Annotated in this window: 13 protein-coding genes; 1 reads left to right on the plus strand and 12 read right to left on the minus strand. The window is 38.4% G+C overall.

Features of this window, described 5'->3' with window-relative positions; genetic code table 11:
* Window positions 1–180: 180 nt before the first annotated feature.
* The 12 genes from LX69_RS16440 to LX69_RS16495 form a co-directional block, all read right to left on the minus strand.
* On the minus strand, window positions 181–948 hold the full coding sequence (locus tag LX69_RS16440) for a hypothetical protein (RefSeq protein WP_111447128.1): 768 nt from the start codon (window positions 946–948) through the stop codon (window positions 181–183).
* A gap of 8 nt (window positions 949–956) precedes the next feature.
* On the minus strand, window positions 957–1,625 hold the full coding sequence (locus tag LX69_RS16445; RefSeq protein WP_146260784.1) for a hypothetical protein: 669 nt from the start codon (window positions 1,623–1,625) through the stop codon (window positions 957–959).
* A gap of 67 nt (window positions 1,626–1,692) precedes the next feature.
* On the minus strand, window positions 1,693–2,592 hold the full coding sequence (locus LX69_RS16450) for a helix-turn-helix transcriptional regulator (RefSeq protein ID WP_111447130.1): 900 nt from the start codon (window positions 2,590–2,592) through the stop codon (window positions 1,693–1,695).
* Between the two features lie 2 nt (window positions 2,593–2,594).
* Window positions 2,595–5,801, minus strand: a complete 3,207-nt coding sequence (locus LX69_RS16455; protein WP_111447131.1) for a type I restriction endonuclease subunit R — start codon at window positions 5,799–5,801, stop codon at window positions 2,595–2,597.
* A complete protein-coding gene (locus LX69_RS16460) occupies window positions 5,801–7,210 on the minus strand; it encodes an ATP-binding protein (RefSeq protein WP_111447132.1) in 1,410 nt (469 codons plus the stop codon). Before LX69_RS16460 ends, LX69_RS16455 begins: the two co-directional genes overlap by 1 nt.
* Before the next feature lie 163 nt (window positions 7,211–7,373).
* Window positions 7,374–8,474, minus strand: a complete 1,101-nt coding sequence (locus LX69_RS16465; RefSeq protein ID WP_111447133.1) for a PD-(D/E)XK nuclease family protein — start codon at window positions 8,472–8,474, stop codon at window positions 7,374–7,376.
* A 4-nt stretch (window positions 8,475–8,478) separates the two neighbouring features.
* Window positions 8,479–9,624 (minus strand): restriction endonuclease subunit S, encoded by a 1,146-nt coding sequence (locus LX69_RS16470; protein WP_111447134.1) that lies wholly within the window; start codon window positions 9,622–9,624, stop codon window positions 8,479–8,481.
* A gap of 102 nt (window positions 9,625–9,726) precedes the next feature.
* Window positions 9,727–10,125, minus strand: a complete 399-nt coding sequence (locus tag LX69_RS16475) for a GxxExxY protein (protein ID WP_111447135.1) — start codon at window positions 10,123–10,125, stop codon at window positions 9,727–9,729.
* 28 nt (window positions 10,126–10,153) lie between these two features.
* Complete coding sequence (locus tag LX69_RS16480) at window positions 10,154–11,728, minus strand: type I restriction-modification system subunit M (protein ID WP_111447136.1); 1,575 nt, start codon at window positions 11,726–11,728, stop codon at window positions 10,154–10,156.
* Window positions 11,729–12,282: 554 nt separating this feature from the next.
* Window positions 12,283–15,393 carry a DNA primase gene (gene dnaG / locus LX69_RS16485; protein ID WP_111447137.1) on the minus strand — a complete coding sequence of 1,037 codons (3,111 nt, stop codon included), beginning with the start codon at window positions 15,391–15,393 and terminating at the stop codon, window positions 12,283–12,285.
* A gap of 92 nt (window positions 15,394–15,485) precedes the next feature.
* Window positions 15,486–15,758 carry a helix-turn-helix domain-containing protein gene (locus LX69_RS16490; protein ID WP_111447138.1) on the minus strand — a complete coding sequence of 91 codons (273 nt, stop codon included), beginning with the start codon at window positions 15,756–15,758 and terminating at the stop codon, window positions 15,486–15,488.
* A gap of 146 nt (window positions 15,759–15,904) precedes the next feature.
* Window positions 15,905–17,272 carry a hypothetical protein gene (locus LX69_RS16495; protein ID WP_111447139.1) on the minus strand — a complete coding sequence of 456 codons (1,368 nt, stop codon included), beginning with the start codon at window positions 17,270–17,272 and terminating at the stop codon, window positions 15,905–15,907.
* An 822-nt stretch (window positions 17,273–18,094) separates the two neighbouring features.
* On the opposite strand from LX69_RS16495, the gene LX69_RS16500 reads away from it, so the two are divergent.
* Window positions 18,095–18,241 (plus strand): DUF4469 domain-containing protein, encoded by a 147-nt coding sequence (locus LX69_RS16500; RefSeq protein WP_170124444.1) that lies wholly within the window; start codon window positions 18,095–18,097, stop codon window positions 18,239–18,241.
* The last annotated feature ends 500 nt before the right edge of the window (window positions 18,242–18,741 follow it).

The raw sequence follows: 18,741 nt of genomic DNA on the forward strand, positions 1-18,741 counted from the left end.
TGTAATACATTGAATAGTTTTTTTAAATATGTCTCATTCGGGGTAGTCATACTACACTATTTGGAACAAATATAAAAAATGGAATTCGATTTTACGACAACTATTTTTTAGAAATATCACAATTAGGGTAGTTTAGCTACCTTTATGGGATGTAAAATAAAAAAACCTCACAAGAGGCTTTTAACTTTTGGGATTTATTAAATCGTTAAAATCATCATAAAAGGCTAATGGATACTTATCTTTTGGTAAGAGTTTCTTATGCATCATAAATTCAGAGATATTCAGAGTCGTTTCCTTAAATTCAGCATTTAGTTCATTTAAAATTTCTTGCCAATTATAATCACCATAGGTGAGATATTGAGTTTCTCCTTGGTCATCAAGGTGAACAACCTTGTCTCCTCCTATGGTTGCAAATAAATTCAATATTTGTTTACGGTAATAGTTTACGGCATCGAAACCAACTGACCAAATATCACTCTGTTCCATAAAAGCCTTACAGAAACTCCACCAGCGCGAATCAAAAGAATGCAGACAATTGCGAAATGTATCGTTGTAAATAGTGCCATAATCAATATCATTTTCAACATCTCGCAATTCAAAACTTACACCTTTTATTGCAGATTCAAATTCTAATTTTAGTGAATCACTTTCGGCAAAACATGGCAGTTTTATGTAACTATCACCATGCTTGTTAATAATTTGATGAATCTGATAGTACTCATCACTTAACCAAATGGTTTGGTTTGAAGAAGGGGCAAACGGTATTTTACCTAAAACTACATTCTCATAGGATGGTTCAATTTCATTGCCATTAATATCAAACCAGTATTGATGGTAATACCCGTATTCGACATTTGACTTAAAGCGTTTCGATAAATCATTTGCCAATGCTTCAATATTTGAAATATTGAGTTTATGATTTCCTATGGTACTAACATCGTGACCCATCTAATTTTTTATTCAAGTGTCGTTCCATCAGAAAATAGAATCTTTTCCGGTTTCCAAACCAACTTTATTTGTTTGAGATTCTTTGATTTAAGCAACTGGTCTTCATCCTTAAACTGATTGTAATCAGTTGTTGCGCTGAAGTTTTTGACAGAGTTTGCTTTTACACCATCATCATAAGTCAGATTCAAGGACTTAATTTCCTTATCAAATAAATCAGTGAACACAATTTGTCCGGTAAAGGCCGTTATTTCCTTATTTGTTTTGTTTTCAAATGCAAATTTGTAGGTAATATACTCCTGATATTCGTATTCGGTATAACCTTTATCGAAGATGGAAACGATAATTGCCTCTTTTAATCTCGCAATTCGTGCATCTTCCTCTTTCTTTGCTTTTTCGGCCAATTCTTTTTGAATACGTTCTTCCTCTTCCTGCTGTTGTTTTAATACTTTTGCTTGTTGCAAAATTTCATTATAGCTTTTCCCGTCAATGCTTTCATTGAGTAGTTTAGCTCGGACAAAATACATTGCAAGCAGATTTATTTCTGTACTATCAAGAGAATTGGCATCTCTAATTGCTTTTAAATCACTCTCAAGTGTGGCATCACTGTATTTGTTATCCATAGGTGATGAACAGGAAGTGAAGATTGCAATGACTAACAGGTAGATTAATTTCTTCATCATTCAATGTTTTTTAGTTTATGACAAAGAAATCACCACACATTGACAACTAGCGTCAATGATTCAATTAAAAACTACATTCTTTCAATTTGGAGTTCAAGTAATCTTTAAATGCCTGTGGGTAAATTACTTTAATTTCATCAGAGAGACCTAAAACAAACCTGCCAACACCCAAGAAATTACCAACTTCTGTGGTAAGCAGGTAAGTATTGTCATCCACTTGTTTGATGTATTTCTCGCTTAAAGGGAACTCTTCCATCAATAGATTACAGGCGAGCATTGAAAGTTTTAGTTGTATGGCAATAGGTTCAAAACTTTGCATCCTGAAAATATCGGTAATGCCTTTATGGTGGTTTGGCTTGAATTGCCAGCACTCATCCATGATAACCACCTCTTTAATCCGTGCTGTTTTGAATATCTTATTGCTTTGGTCTTCGGTATCGTAGCACCATACACCCAAATAATTGATGGTAAAATCAATGGGTTCAACTTTCCGGTCTCTGATGTCTTTTCCGTGACCTGATTTGTATTCTTTTAAGATTACCTGCTTTTGCTGTTTGATAGCCTGAATGAGGTTATATATGTTTTCGGTTTCTTCCTTTTTGGTAATGGCATAAATTACACGGTCGAAATCGTAAAGGCTATAAAGCTTTTTTACCAGTTTTTCTTTTTGCTCCGAACCATCTTCAATGGCATGAATGGCCTTGCTCAAAATAAAAGCTTCTTCTTCGGTAAAATGAAGCAATTGGCTAATATCCTGAGAGGTGGATTCCTCTTTATTTATCTTGAAATATCCGTTGTTGTTTTCAATTACAAAACCTACCTGCTTAAACGTGTCGAAATAGCGATACACTGTTCGTTGTGAAACAACAAAACGCTCGGATATTTCTTGTATTGTTCTACCATACTTGCAATCAAGCATCAACAGCACTTCCAACATTTTCTGAAACTTCGCTTGTTCTGCCATGTCTAGCCTCTATTCTTCTTAAAATTCTCTGCTTGCGTAAAAATATCATGGTACACTTCGTCACGCTCCACTGGAGGATAACCATGTTCATCGAGAAGGATGATTAACCCTACTTTCAATGCCGATTTAATATCGTCACGTTTGTTCCAATCCGGGAAACGTGCTTGTTCATCTACCAGTTCTTTAACGGCTCTGGCCAATTCTATCATTTTATCTTCGGGATAGGAGAAGTCATATTTGACACATAATTGACGCAGGATGTCAAAAAATGCTTTTTCCTCGAAGTTGATACCGAACTCATCTCCAGCAAAGAACTCTTTATGGACTTCCCAAATAAGGTTGGTCAATTGTTCGGCCATTTCTTCATAAACCTCGCTCCGTAAAACATCGTTTTCGTCTCGTTGATTGTAGCGTTCTACCAAGACCTGCATCTTATGTGAAAAGTCAACGCCTCGAACCATGTTCACTTTTTTCATCTCGCCAATGGCTTTGGCTAAAAGCTTTTGAAGCAGTTTAATTTTGGTATTTGGGAGCTTTATTTTATTGATTTTATCGAGGTAGTCTTCATCAAAAATATCCTGATGACTTTCCTTTTCTTCACCCATTTTAAAGATTTCTTCCACACCATCGCTTGCCAGAGCATCTTTTATCATTTCACGCACACGGGCATTCATTTGTGCTGTATCGGGTGCATCCCCCTTGGTGAGTTTGAAAACAATGGAGCGGATGGCCAAATAATAATGTGTATAATCCCGCTCATTTTGTGTAAGCTTTTCACTTCCTGCACAAATATCGTAAGCTGCTTTAAGGCGTTTTACCAAACCCATAAACCGGGCTTCTTTATCTTTGGTTTGCATTACAAATTCAGCCCCTTCATTCAAGGCATTCAACTGTTGCAGCGGAGTACCGTTAAAGTATTTGGAGTTATCGAACTTGTGAAACAATTTTGCCAATAAGTCTAAGTGATTCCGAACTATAATCAGCGATTCTCCAATATCCTCAAAGTTATCTTCATCGCCCTTGTTGTATTTGGCAAGGGCTAGGTTCATTTGCTTTTTGATACCTATGTAATCGACTACCAGACCTTTGTTTTTACCTTCAAATTTCCGGTTTACACGAGAAATCGTCTGGATTAGGTTGTGCTGTTGAATCGGTTTATCAATGTAAATGGTATCAAGGAATGGCACATCAAAGCCTGTGAGCCACATATCGACCACAATGGCAATTTTAAAGTTCGATTTGGCATTTTTAAACTGGCGGTCAAGTTCTTTGCGGTATTCTTTTGTGCCTAAAAGGTTGTAGAGGGTTTCGTCATCATCTTTGCCTCGGGTCATAATCATTTTTATGCGCTCCATCGGCTTGATTTCCTTTTGGTCTTTATCCGAAAGTTCAACACCTTCTTCTGCCACCTGAACCTCATTCCATTCAGGACGCAAGGCAATGACGTTTTTATAAAACCCATAAGCAATTTCACGACTACTGCATACAAACAAAGCTTTTCCTTTGATGGATGCACCTTCGGAAATACGATTTTCGTAGTGCTGAACGAAATCCTCGGCCAAAGCTTTTAACCGTTTCGGGTCACCAATGATGGCATTCATACTGGCAACGGCCTTCTTGCTCTCTTCAATTTGATATTCGTTTGCACCCAACTCGGCTGCTTCTTCGTAATACCTTTCAATTTTTTCGAGTTCGCTGTTGTTCAGGGCAACTTTGGCAGCACGGCCTTCATACACAATGCGAACGGTAATTTCATCTTTTACCGATTCGGTCATGGTATAAGCATCCACCACCTTACCAAACACGTCGAGCGTGGCATCAATGGGTGTCCCGGTAAAACCGACATAGGTGGCATTGGGTAATGAATCGTGAAGATACTTGGCAAAACCAAAGGTTTTGGTAACACCGTTTTCAGTAACCCTAATTTTTTGGTCGAGGTTCACCTGACTGCGATGCGCTTCGTCCGAAATACAAATCACATTGGTGCGGTCGGTGAGCAGTTGTGTGTCTTCGGTAAATTTATGAATGGTGGTTAAAAATACACCTCCACTCTGGCGGCCTTGCACCAGTTCACGCAAATGCGCACGGCTTTCCACACTTATGATGTTATTATCGCCAACGTATTTTTTTGCTTCTCCAAAAGTGTCCGAGAGTTGGTCGTCCAAGTCGGTTCGGTCGGTAATCAGCACAATGGTGGGACTTTCAAAATGTTTGCTTTTCATGAGCAAACGGGTCAGATACAACATGGTGTAGCTTTTTCCACAACCTGTTGCACCAAAATAAGTTCCTCCCTTGCCATCACCTAGGGGGCGTTGAGCCAGTTTAATGTTGTCATATAAACGATTGGCTGCGTAATATTGGGGATAGCGGCAAACAATTTTCACATCTTTTTTCGATGTGTCAGGCATGAAAATAAAGTTTCGGATAATGTCTCTTAAACGGTTTTTATTCAACATGCCTTGTACCAAGGTGTACATGCTGTCGATGCCATCCACATCTTTGGCCAACCCGGCAATTCTGCGCCAAGCATAATAAAACTCGTAAGGTGCAAAAAAAGAACCGGCTTTGTTATTTACCCCATCGCTTATGACACAGAAAGCATTGTATTTAAACAGTTCGGGAATATCCCTGCGGTAGCGTTTGGTTAATTGCTCAAAGGCGTTAAAAACAGTAGCTTCTTCACGAATGGCCGATTTAAACTCAAATACCACCAAAGGCATACCATTGATGTAAATTATGCCATCGGGAATACGCTTTTGTGTTCCGGTAATCTCCAGTTGGTTGACAAACTTATAGATGTTGTAATCCTTGGGGTATTTCTCCTGTGGGTCGGCAACTATGCTATCCAGATTTTCACTTGCCAATTGGGCTTCCAAACCATTGTAATCAACCAGTTCAATATGAATGTCTTTTTTACTGCGGTCTTCACGTTTTAAAATAAACCCATCGCTCAACCAGCTCATCACGGTTTTATTGGTGTCGTAAAGGTCGCTGGCCGGAAGTGTTTTTAATTGAAGAAGAATAGATTTTGCTTCGTTTTGGGTGAGCTGCTGGTTTTGATACTTAGATAAAAGGAATTCAATAAAATCATCCTCAATAATCACATCATCTTCGGCACGTGCAATGGTGATACCCAACTGGTGAGAATATCCTTCATTTTCCAGCAACTCAATATAGGCGCGTTCCAATTTTTCTTCGGTAAATTTCATTAAATATTGATTAGAATTAACCATTTGCCTCTTGTACTACCATCTCTTTTAATAACACCTTTTTCTTTCAATGCTTTTATATGGTCACCAACTGCAGATTCATTTATAGAAAGTTTTTCTGCAATACCTTTATAAGTAACATCATTATTCTCTTTAATAAGCTTAAGAACATCTTTTTGCCTTTCCGTTAAAGAAGCTATTGCACCACCCATTACACCACCTATTACACCACCTATTACACCACCTATTACACCACCCATTACACCACCTATTGCACCATTATCTTGACGACCATCTTGACCACTATCAACCATTGACTTAAATAATGTCACCATAATACCTCCATCTTTTTCCAACATCTCAGGTTCAGGCAACATAGCATCTTTACAGGCTTCCATGATTTTAAGCGTACCACGCCCCCAGGAATCAATATATCCGGCTTTAAAACAGGCATCTGCTATTTTGGGATTTCGTGGTCGGGAGCTGTGTTCACGTTTCAGGCTCTCCACATCAATACCCATTGGCAATAACCCTTCGTTCCATATTGATAGCTTACCATCGTACACCCTGATTTGAACCGATGCACCCATATAACTGCGGTGCACCAAGGCATTGAGTAACATTTCACGTAGTGCACTAACCGGGTATTCACCTTTCTCGATACGTTGTAAGCCCTCGAACTCAACAGGTCTGACCAGAAACTTGTGATTCAATTGCAAAGCCACCTCGTTGAGCAGGTAAACCAAATTGCCCTCAATAACCTCCTGAAACCGTAAATCGGTTGAATCTTTGCCGAAACGGCCAATTTTTACCTGAATATTGGGATAAAAGCGATTGGGGTCTTTGCCGAAAAGAATAATGGCTGCCCGTTTTAACTTGTTGCGCTCGGTTAACCTCAATTTATCGAGTATCTGAAAAGTAGATAACCCGTTTGTTTCAGGCATACGGCCTTTTTCACGTCCGGCTTGAATAAATGCCTGCAAACTTTTTTCATCAATATCATCCAATGTGGCGGTTTCTTCCACCACATCATCCCACGTTTTTCCGGCTTTTTTGAGCAAAAACTCATTCAGCTCTACGCCCGTTAGCTCAGTTTTTACACTACCCGAACGATAATAATAGCGGCCACGTAACGAAACCGGAACCGAATAGGGATTCACCCGTATTTCGATGTATTTCTTTTCACCCTCTTCCAACAAATTGACATCACACACAATACCCATGTCATTGCGGATTTTCTGGGGGATGGTTACCAACAACTTTTCGTAATCCGCTAAATGCACCACCTGCCCGGCATCGTCTTTACCAATGTATATAACCCCGCCAACGGCATTGGCAAACCCACAGACCCACTTTAGGTAATCATCGTGCCAGCTTTGTTTGTATTCTATGTTTTGTTGTTCGGGCATTGGTTTGGTTTTTTCAACTTGTACTAATCCACTCAGAATGAAACGTTATACTTCTTTCCATCGAAGGCAGTTGTAAATAAATACTTTACAACTGAATTTTTCATCCAACTCAATTTACTACAATACTTAATATATTGGACAATGTTTTCATCTTAAAGAATATTTACTGTCGAACAGGGACGATAGCTTCAATTTTTTCAAATATGCATTTAAGCTTGCTTTCATTTATTTTACGGGCAATATATCCGCTTAGATTTTCAATATCTGCATTTTCCAAATGGAAAATCTGCAAGGCAAAATGTGCATACCGCTCTTTTCCGCCATAGAAAGCTTCTTCTTTCATTAATGCTCTTTCTGAATTGTCAAAATCGATGCTTTTATACTGTTCTCGGTCTTTAAGCAAATCATTTTGAAGTTCCACTATTATCATCAACTCCCGCTCTGGACTCAATAACTTCTCAAAAAGTATTGTATATAATAAGTTGTTGTTTCTTGAAGAAACATAGTAACTGAACCGATCTTCATTAGCTCCTCCTAGCGTATAGTTTTTCAAACCGATTAATTCAGCTGCTTTTTTTACTTCTGATTTTATGTGTTGTTTTACATTCTGCTGCAATTCAACAACTTTAACAATTTCACTATTATAGTTGTAGAAGAGTTTTATATTTTGCGTATCCATGGTGGTGCTTAAATTGATGATGTTTTGATAGAAATCTGTTAGAAAGGTAATAAATTTTGGATTCGAGCCGATAATATAACCTCCGAGTTGTTGCATCACTGATTGCATCAACTCCAAATGGGTAATATTTATAAATTGTGGATGAGGTACATTAAGCACCCTGTTTAAGGTGAGGACGATTCCTATTTTACTTGGTGATTCAACGGATTGCCAATAATCGTTAAGGTCGTTATTGAGAATGTGGTTCACTTTATTCTCTATAATTATCGCCTCCTTATGACTCTTTAAAAGCAAATCAATACGTCCTTTATTCTCTGTTGAATATTCTCGTATGATGTTAAAATTAAAATCAAATTCAAATTGTGAGTCATGCTTAGCAATGTTCGACAGTAGTGCGTCTATAAATAAGTTACGCATGCCATGTTCTGCATTGACATCAAAATAAAAGGCATAAATATTTGACCACACATCCTCATAATGAGGCTGCTTGGCAATGCCCAAAAATGTTATTGGCGATTCCTTTACCTCAGGAAAAACGATTGAACCATATTTGATGCTATTGAGAAAATCACTTGTTTCTATCATGGTGTTAATTTTTTATGGTAGCAAGCTTGGAAAGCAACAAATCTTTTAGTTCTGTGAGCTTTTGGTTTTCTTGAAGGATTAAATTGATATTTATAAATATTTTATCTGCATAACTATCAAACTTTTTAGCAACTTCATGATTAGGTATTATTGTTTGAACCTCATAAAGCATATCATAAGAAACAAATGGTTGAGAACTGCCTCTTGTATGAGACATTAAATCTTTTGACAATAAAGACAAATAACAAAACCACTTCAGATTTTCTGTTTTGGCTAAACACATCACTCCATTATATGTAACATAGTGTTTTCCAAAAGCAAAAACGACTGCACCGCAATATTCACCCATATGTCCTATTACAGGGGCATCCTCACTATTATATTTATCATAACCGCCAATCACACCACCCGCACCATAAATAGGATATTTCCCATTATTATCTGGATTTCTATTACCTAATCCATATTGAAATTTATATAAATCTTCAAGTGTACCAACTTCCCATCCCACCGGAATTGCCCCCAATTCACACTCAACCATCTCCCCACCGCTACTTTTATACGGTTTCCCATTTTCATCCGGAAACTCAAACTCCACAAACCACTGCTTATAAATAGCCTGTGCCGTTTCCTCCAGTTTTTGAATCAAACGCTTGTTAAGCTCAATCCGGTTCTTAACCGTGTTGTATTCGGCTACAATTTCACTCTGTTTTTCGGGAGAGGGTAAGGGGAATTTCATGGTACAGAAATCATCCCATTCCAAACTACCACGAACTCCACCAACTGCATGAAAACAAGCTTCCCTATCGAATTCCTCACGAGAAAACCACATCATTAAATATTCCGGCAAAAGCTCTTTTTCATCTTTTACTTCAAAGATGGGATAGGCTTGCGAAATAATGGCTTCATCAACCTCTTGTAGCAACGCAACTGGCATTTTTTTATCACGCCTTACCTGCATGGTGCTACATGCAAACTGGTTTTTACGAATGATTTTATAGTTCTCCATATCTGTTCCAATAATATTGGCAACAGATGGAATAAACTGTTTTGAAATACTTAAACCCAAGAGCTGTTTTACACTTAACCCTTTGTTTCGCTCATCCACAAGCTGTATGTAATCTCCAATTTGCTTATAGTTCGATTGCATACCCCAGCTCTTTAAAAATTGTCTGAACCTTGATTTTCAAGATTCTCTCGATTGCTTGATTTTTTATTATTCTAATCATGGTAATTTGATAATCCATATTAATCATGGTTCAAGACTACTATTAAGGTTCAAGACTTTATTATTATATACCCTTTTGTGTTGCAGGCTTTTTGCGCCAAAATTTATTAATAAGCCTATTTCAAGACCATAAGCTTCAACATAATTCATGGCTTGCGCCAGGTGCACATCCTCAAGGTTTATCAATGCTTTTATTTCAACCATTATCTTTTTTTCAACAAAAAAGTCCACTCTCCGGGTACCTATATCATGTCCTTTATAATGCAAGGGCATTTCATGTTCGCGACTAAACTCAATTCCCTGCATCTGCATTTCAATTGCCAAAGCTCGTTGGTAAACCACTTCCTGAAAGCCATTTCCTAATTGCTTGTGTACCTCTATTGCACATCCGATTATTTTATATGTCAATTCTTCATATTTCATAATCAAGAAATCTAATAATCCTTACTCATCATGGTTCAAGACTAATTTCATAGCCCAATTCCTTAAACACATTCAATAATTCTTTTTTCGATTGCTCTTCTGCCTTTAGCAAATCTGAGAATTCGGTTTGCAGGGCTTTCATCTTATCATCGAAGTCAATGTTTTCGTCCCGGTTTACAAACTCAATGTATTTGCTGGGAACAAGCGAGAAGTCTTTCTTTTCAATTTCTTCAAAGCTTGCCGAATAACAATATTCTGGTGTGTTTTCGTAGCCTTTATCTACTTGCTGCCAAGCATGGAAGGTTTTGGCTATTTGTGAAATGTGGTCAACACTAAATTGGGTAAACTTCTTTTCAAAAGGCTCACCAATTTGGCGTAAATCCAAAAACAACACTTCTTTTTCACGGTTACGATAATGGCGAGTTTCGTCACCTACTTGTTTGATTTGTTCCTTTTTGTTTTTATTCAGAATCCAAACGGTCACGCTAATATTGGTCGTATAAAACATGTCCTGTGGCAATATGAGGATTGCTTCCACCAGATTGTTTTCAATGAGCTTACGGCGTATTTTGTATTCATCGCCACCGCCACTCAATGCCCCGTTTGCCAATACAAAGCCAGCCATGCCATTTTCCGAGAGTTTGGAAACCATGTTCAAAATCCAACCATAGTTGGCATTGCTTTTAGGTGGCACATCGTAACCACGCCACCGGGGGTCATCGTTTAATTCGTTATCGGCACGCCAATCCTTCTGGTTAAAAGGTGGGTTGGCCATAATGTAATCGGCCTTCAGGTCGGGATGTTGGTCGTTGTGAAAGGTATCGGCAGCTTTCTCTCCCAAGTTTCCGGCAATACCACGAATGGCCAAGTTCATTTTTGCCAGTTTGTAAGTGGTATTGGTGTATTCTTGTCCGTAAATGGAGATTTCACGTTTGTTACCGTGATGGCTTTCGATAAATTTGATGGATTGCACGAACATACCTCCCGAGCCACATGCCGGGTCATAGATGATGCCCTTATAGGGTTCAATCATTTCGGCAATCAGGTTTACAATGCTCTTGGGGGTGTAGAATTCTCCTTTGCCTTTTCCTTCAGCCAAGGCAAATTTTGAGAGGAAGTATTCGTACACACGGCCAACAATATCCTGTTGTTTGTCCTTAATGGTGTCAATATCGTTAATGGTATCGAGCAGTGAACTGAGCTTGGTATTGTCCAAGCCCAACCGTGAAAAATAATTGTCGGGCAAAGCTCCTCTTAATGCCTTGTTGTTCTTTTCAATGTTGTGCAGGGCGGTATCAATCTTCAAAGCAATATCGTTTTGCTTTGAGTTTTTGATGATGTACGACCAACGTGAAATCTCATCCAGATAGAACACGTTAGACATGCCGTAAAAGTCTGGCATGTCTATGTATTTTTCTTTTCCATCGTCAATCAACTTCTGCCTATGTTCTTCAAACTTGTCGCTGGCAAATTTCAGGAATATCAACCCCAACACCACATGCTTGTATTCGGCAGGTTCAACACTGCCTCGCAACTTATTTGCTGAATCCCACAAGGATTCTTCTATGCTTTTTCCGTTTCCGTTACCGTTCTTCTTTGCCATATATTAATTCAATTCACTATTATCTTCTTCATATTCGATGGATTCTTCCAAAATCTGTCATAATCCGACAAAGATTAAAAGACTAATTGTCAAGTAACGTCAAAATTATTATAATATCTGACTAAATAGTCATAAAAGGTAGTATAATTCAAAAACTCTATACAAAATGTAGAATTACCACAATGCTGAATTTCCCAAATGAACCTACATTACCCGAACTTTAGTTACTTTAGTTACTTTAATGGGGTTAAGTTGCTGTTTTATAAACTCATAAACTCCATGTTTCTACAAAGTTCTTAAAGTACCCTAGCCTCAATTAAAGTACCCTAATCGTCTTTAGCTTTTTTTTAAAGTAACTTAAAGTAACCTAAAGTAACGTTACTTTAATGGAAAACACCTTCTAATCCCTTAGTATTCAATTAATATCACTCAATAAAGTAATTAAAGTAACTAAAGTAACCAGTTTTGCATGGTAAAACTTGATTTCAACCGCAAAAAGAAAGGGTTTCTGCTTTTTGTTCAGAAACCCTTCCGTCTTTTAATTCTTTCCCGTTTCAACTTTCCCCGTTTAAATGTTCATCGGCTATGTTCAGATTCAGCTTGTCCAGATAAAATACAAAGGCCGAGGTATAGGTAAATTTCTTGTTTCCTTTCTCATCTAATTCGGGATAACCATTCTTGGGATCGAACTTTTTAAAGTACACCTTCTTGGTGTCGCAAATAAAAGCCGGGCTGTTCTTCAGGTAATATTCAACGGTGGCATCGGGGAGCGGTTTATCGCCCTCACGCAGAGCTTGGGATTTATACAACGCAAACACCCTGCTAACCGACAAAAAAAGCACGTTTTGAGGCTTGGTCAACGGAATATCACTTCGCTTCCACTCTCCGTTCTCTTTATAAGTGTGAGTAATTTTATCGGCATAAACCACCCGGTAATCGCCTTCCTGAAACAACATATTTGAGCTAATCAGGTATTGAACTGTTTTCCAGAAGATACCCAAATCATCGTTCCGAGCAGTCTCTTTGTTTTGGGTAACCATCATCTCTACGAAAAGCTGAATGATGCTGTCGTATTTAAACGGAAGCTCAACGAATTGCGATACGGTTGCATAGGCAGAGGCCACCGTCAGCCAGTTATTGAAAATACGGGTTTCAATAGCGTTTGTTCCGAGCAGCTCCCGAAACTGGTCACTGACTGTATCCACGGTTTTGTTGTAGGTCTTTTTGAAGGTCTCCCGATGCTTCAGCAGTTGGTGGGTAATCTGCGTAAGACCTTGTTTGTTGATTTGCTCCAGCTCTTCAAAATGCCTTTTTTCCTCAAAGGAGAAGATGGTTTTGGAAAAGCCCAAGGCAATGAAACGGCTAAAGAGGGCAATGTCAGCCGTGGCAATCTGCTGGCCGCAAACGATGATGCCCTGATTGACTTTGGAAGTCTCTTTCTTCTTGTCCTTGTCCATGTTCATCCGGGTTCGTCCGGTCTTGTCCCAGAAACCTTTCAGGAGTTCCCGTTTCTCCATTTCCAAGTCGTTGCGGTATTCATCCAGTACACAAACGGCATTTGAACTTGTGGCCACATGGTCGGCAATGGATGGCTTACTGGAATTGTGCAGATTGGGGACTTTCCCTTTCCGGCCAAACATGTAAAGGATGCTTTCAGCGCAGGTGTTCTTTCCAGAACCTTTCTGGCCGTACATGTTCAGGATGGGAAACTTATCGAACCGTCTGGAGATGATGTCCAAAAACAGACTGGCAAAGAAAAACGACAAGGTGATGATACCGTTGTTGCCAAATACAGCCGTGTATTTCTGGGCATATTCGTAAAGGGTGATGTTGCCCTCGTTGTGGATGAAGTGCCGCTCAAACTCAAACAGGCTGTCATCGCTGGCATAGATTTCGGAACAGGCAGGAATGTAGTAATAGCGTTCGTTGTGCTGCACAATCCCGTACTTGTCGGCCTTGATAAACTGTTCCCCGTCAAAGATGCCGTTGCCCCAGCAAAAGAAGCCTTCCCGTTGCCAGCCCAACTGGGTCAGTTCCTTGCAGCTTTTAGTTTTCTCGTAGAGCCATGCTTTTAGCTTATTGAGTTCGCTTTCTCCACCTGTCCATAGGAAGTTACCCAAGGATTCTATTTGTAATTTGAAGTTGGTAATGCTCACCAAATCCCGTTGGGGAAGTTCCATGATTCTTACCAGATTGTGACGGTTTTTGATTTCATACAACCGCTTAGCGTTAATGGGACTTTCGATGTGAAACAGCGGAGCCATCACAAAATTGGAGTGGGTCACAAAGTCATCGCCTTTCTTGTTTCGGAAAACGTAGCAGTTGTCCTCCACGTAAAAGCCCCAGCGGTTAAATTCATTCAGGCTGACGTGCTGGGGGATGATGTAGAGATGAGTATTTAGCGGTTCATCCTTGGTTAGCTCCTTAATGGCATCCTGCCAAGCCTTTTTAGGTTTTATCTGTTCTGCTGCAAATTCAATGTAAACCTCCTGTTTGGTCTTGTCGTAATTGGCAATCAGCTTAGAGATGCGTTGAATGGTTTCGGACTTAAAAACGGGGTCACAAGCAGACTTTTCAGCACATTGCGATGTTTTGTAGATGATGTAATTGGTTTGCTTTTCGTTATACTGGAGAAAGACTTCTTCGGTGGTAAAAAGTGTGTCCGGGTCGTGCTTTTCAGGCAAGGCAATTACAGATACATGGAACTGGTTTTTAATCAGAATCTCTGCATTTCGCTCGGTTGCCCGTTGCCCGGCACTATCACCGTCAAATATCAACGTTGCCTTGTTGGTGTAACGTTTCAATAGGATAGCTTGTGCATTGGTCAGCGCAGTTCCACAAGTGGCAACCGTATTTATCACATCAATGGCGTGCATCCGCAGCGCATCGGTATAACCTTCCACAATGTAAACCCTGTCTTCTCTTTTGATGGCCATCCGGGCAACATTCAAAGCATAGAGTTCATTGCCCTTGATGTAAATACTGCTCTCCTGGGTATTCAAATACTTGACTTTGGACGTGTCGGTCAAGTCCCTTCCAGCAAAGGCAATGGTTTGTCCTGTTGCGTTGGAAATGGGAAAGATTAAGCGGTTGCGAAAGAAATCGTACAAGCCGTTATCGTTGCTCTTCAATACCCCGATTTCTTCAAGTATTTCAGTCTTTACACCATTTTGTCGGGCATAGGTTAATAGCTCATTGCCGTTAGGCGCATACCCAATATTAAAACTAACGTCAGTTGGGTTAATGATGTTACGTCCGTTAATGTAGTTTTGCGCATCGGGATGAGAGAGCTTATCGGCATAAAAACGCTCAACCTTATTACATGCAATGTAGAGACTTTCCCGATGTTTGTATTTGGCTTGGTCAAAATCGGTGCTTTTCTTCCACTCAAAATTTAACTTCAGCCTTTTCGCACCTATCTCAACGGCCTGTTTAAAATCAACGCCTTCATGCTCCATGATAAAACTGAGAGCATCTCCCCCCTTTCCACATCCAAAACACTTATAAATCCCCTTTCCGGGATTGACATGAAAAGACGGTGTTTTTTCGTGATGAAATGGGCAACAAGCAACATAACTGGCTCCAACAGGCTTGAGTTCTACAGATCCAGATATCACTTGAATAATTTCATCCTTGATTTGTTCAATAATATTTGATGTGTCCATAAATGATTCATAGAAAAAGGTTAAAAAAATATCCTAAGACAAAGAGCATTTAAACAACGGCATTTGCCATTTTAGTTCTATTTGTATCAGAATTACTTTTCCAGATACAGTTCCACATCACTGGCTTTGTAATAGATTTTTTTCCCTGTTTTCTTGAATTTGATCTCACCCTTATCACGCATATCCTGCAACTTGCGTTTACTAACATTCAAAAGTCGGCAGACATCATCTGTAACATACCACTTTTCTTTTAAGCCGCTATTTTCTTTTATGCGCAATTCATCAAGCTTTGATGAAATGTTGTCCAACTTTTGAATTATTTTACTTAATTCAAATTCATCTACAAAAAGGACTGGTTTTGCCATAGAATTAAATTTTAAAGTTTAATTACGAAAGCAGTTTGATGTGCTTTACGGCAACAAATGTATCAAGCCCATAAAATAAACATCCCGTCGACAGGTGTCGACGGGAACCACTTAATTTCTGATATTCATATTTTTAACCCATCAAATTATTTAAGATACTTCAATTCATCAAGCAATGATTTAATTTTTGATTTCAAAAATTCGATATTATCAATATCCTTACTATCGTTTATAGCATCTTTAATTGTTCTGGATTTAACATCTTCACTCCCTGGTTTACCTTTAAATTTAAAAACATTCGACAGTATTTCTCCAATTTTATTTTTTGAATTATTTTCACTTATTAGACCTACTTTAATCATTAAGAAAATCAATAATCCAAAACATTCTGCAGAACTATTAAACCACACTTTATTATTATCGATTTTATTATCATTATCTTGAAAGGCAATTAGCAATTCATATTCTTTTTGCTTTTCATTAAGTAATTGAAGAAGTTTTCTTACTAAAGAATCTCCATTATCTTCTGAATATTTAAGATCTATTTTACACCAAATAAATCCTCGTGCATCAAACAATCTATCTACTAATTGAATTTGTTTATTTACAAAATCGGCAATTAATTGCTTACTACATCTGTGCTTTAATTCTTTAAATTTTAAATCAAAATACTCTAACACTAGAGCATGACATACATTATTAGACACCAGAATTGCAATGATATATTCAATTAATTTATCATACGATATAATCGGGTTTATTCCTTTAATAATTTCTCTAAGCAAGTAAGCATATGACTGACTCTTCTCATAATCTTGGCTACGCATATATAACTTCACATATTGTTTAAAATAATATCTTAAAGTATGATCTGAATTTTCGAATAATCGTCTATTTAAATACTCCATATTAGTAGCCACTTCATCATCATAATAACTTAACAGATTATCAAAATGTGGTTCTTGCCAATATGAATAATGATTAAGACCATATTTCTCAACAACATCTTTATTTAACTCAAAATCACTTTGAACATGCTCGATTATAAGTTTGTAGTCTCTATATATAAACTCATAAGGAATTCCCATAAATGAATTCATCAATTTGATTGAATCAGCTACCCCAGGAAGTAATTCTTCATAATACAGTATATTCTCCAATAACGTACATAATTCATCGTACATTAAACTTATATTACTATATACGATATAGTTTTTTTTGGGATCGTTATATTGCACTAAGTCTATTACAATTTCTTTTCCAATATGCTCTATCTCAACCAATATTTTTGTTAGTGATTTTACCAGACGTAGGTAGTGAACTCTTTTATCTTCTAAATCAGACAATTTATATTCCAAACTTCTTATATAGTGCAAAATCTCTCTTGAATTTCGAATAACTTCAAATAAATCGAGTTCGTCATACACTTCAGGAAAAATAACAATAGTTTCACTTTTTTTATTATAATTATATTTATCTACATACTCATTGAAGTACTGAAAAGGGTAATCCATACATTTAGCTTTAAGTTGTTTTTTGTTTAAATAAAACAATTTTCAGACAACAATCCAAAAACTCTCTATATTTGTATTAAGCAAATGAGACTATTTGAGTGCATTTGAATCTGAGGCGATCATTGAAAAATTGGGTGGACTTACGGTGGACTTGCAAAATTGCATTTATAAAACCTTATCAAACAGAGCTATACGAGAGGAATTCAGTTCCCTCTCTCTCCGCCAAATGATAATTAAAGATCCCGATAGCAATGCTGTCGGGATTTTTTTGTCCCCCCCCCTGAACCTCCAGAAGCGGGGGAGTAAAGAGTGCCGTCAAGAGCGTCATACAAATAGAACAGATGTATCGATGGTGTTCTCCCGCCCCGCTGGGGGCGAAACATCACATCGGTCTTATATTTTCTACCGATCTTTTTCCCCTACGGGGAATTTTTATACCCATCAAAAATCTCTTGGTCATATCAGTGCCAATATCTCGTTTGTCTTTCCTTGAGAAAATTTGTATGCCCACACTTAATGCATTAGATAAAAAACCCCAACCCTTAATTATCATTACTTATAAATCAATGTCGTTAAGTTAAGAGAAGAAGACGCAAGACTATGAGACAGATGATGAGATAAGGAAAGATATTTAGATCTGTTTTCTTCGTATTCACAGTCTAATCTATCTGTCTGATGTCTAAAATTCTTCTTGTCTTTTATTCGATTGTCACTAACTAAACGACATTGACTTATAAATGCTGAATTAGTTGAGAAGTATGGACGCCTACAGATGAAAGGTTTTCTCCAGGCTTTGCCCTCTTTGATGACTGTACCCAGATTGTGAAAAACAAACCCTCGGAGCTGCTCTTCTTTATCCCTGTCGGCATTGGCACAGGCAGTTGCACCATTGAGATACGTACCTTTGTCAAAGCCCGAAAAACGATCTCTATCACCCGCTGTCCGTTTGAACTCACTGCCACAGCTTAATAACTGTAACCCCTGCCTCCTGAGCGGGGGTTCTTTTTTTATGGATTGACCAATTGGTTTTGTCGGCTATAGCCGACTACGATGATCGCCCATAGCCGACCATTACAGTTGCCCATAGCCAACTACGATGAATGGCTATGGGCAACTGTTTTTAATCATTTGCTTCTGTTTTTGGCGTTGCGTCTATTGTTCGGGTTTGGCGTAGCGTCCCGCTACGTCGTTATCTTTTGTTCGGCGTAGCGTCCTCGCTACGTCGTTACCTTTCGGCCTCGGGCCGTAATATACAAATGCTGGCCGGAGGCCGAGTTAAGACGGCATAGCCAGAGGCTACGCCGAACATCAGTTTTCGCTACGCTGTCTATTGTTCAGCGTAGCGTCACGCTACGCTGCTTTAATTCCGGCCTCCGGCCGCTATGGACATTCTACTGCAATTTCAATAACTTGAAAACAAAAATGCCTACAGGATATCAAATTGACCAGCCCGACGGCTTATACTTTGT

The sequence above is a fragment of the Breznakibacter xylanolyticus genome (genome assembly GCF_003254275.1).
In the GTDB taxonomy this organism is placed as follows: Bacteria; Bacteroidota; Bacteroidia; order Bacteroidales; family Marinilabiliaceae; genus Breznakibacter; species Breznakibacter xylanolyticus.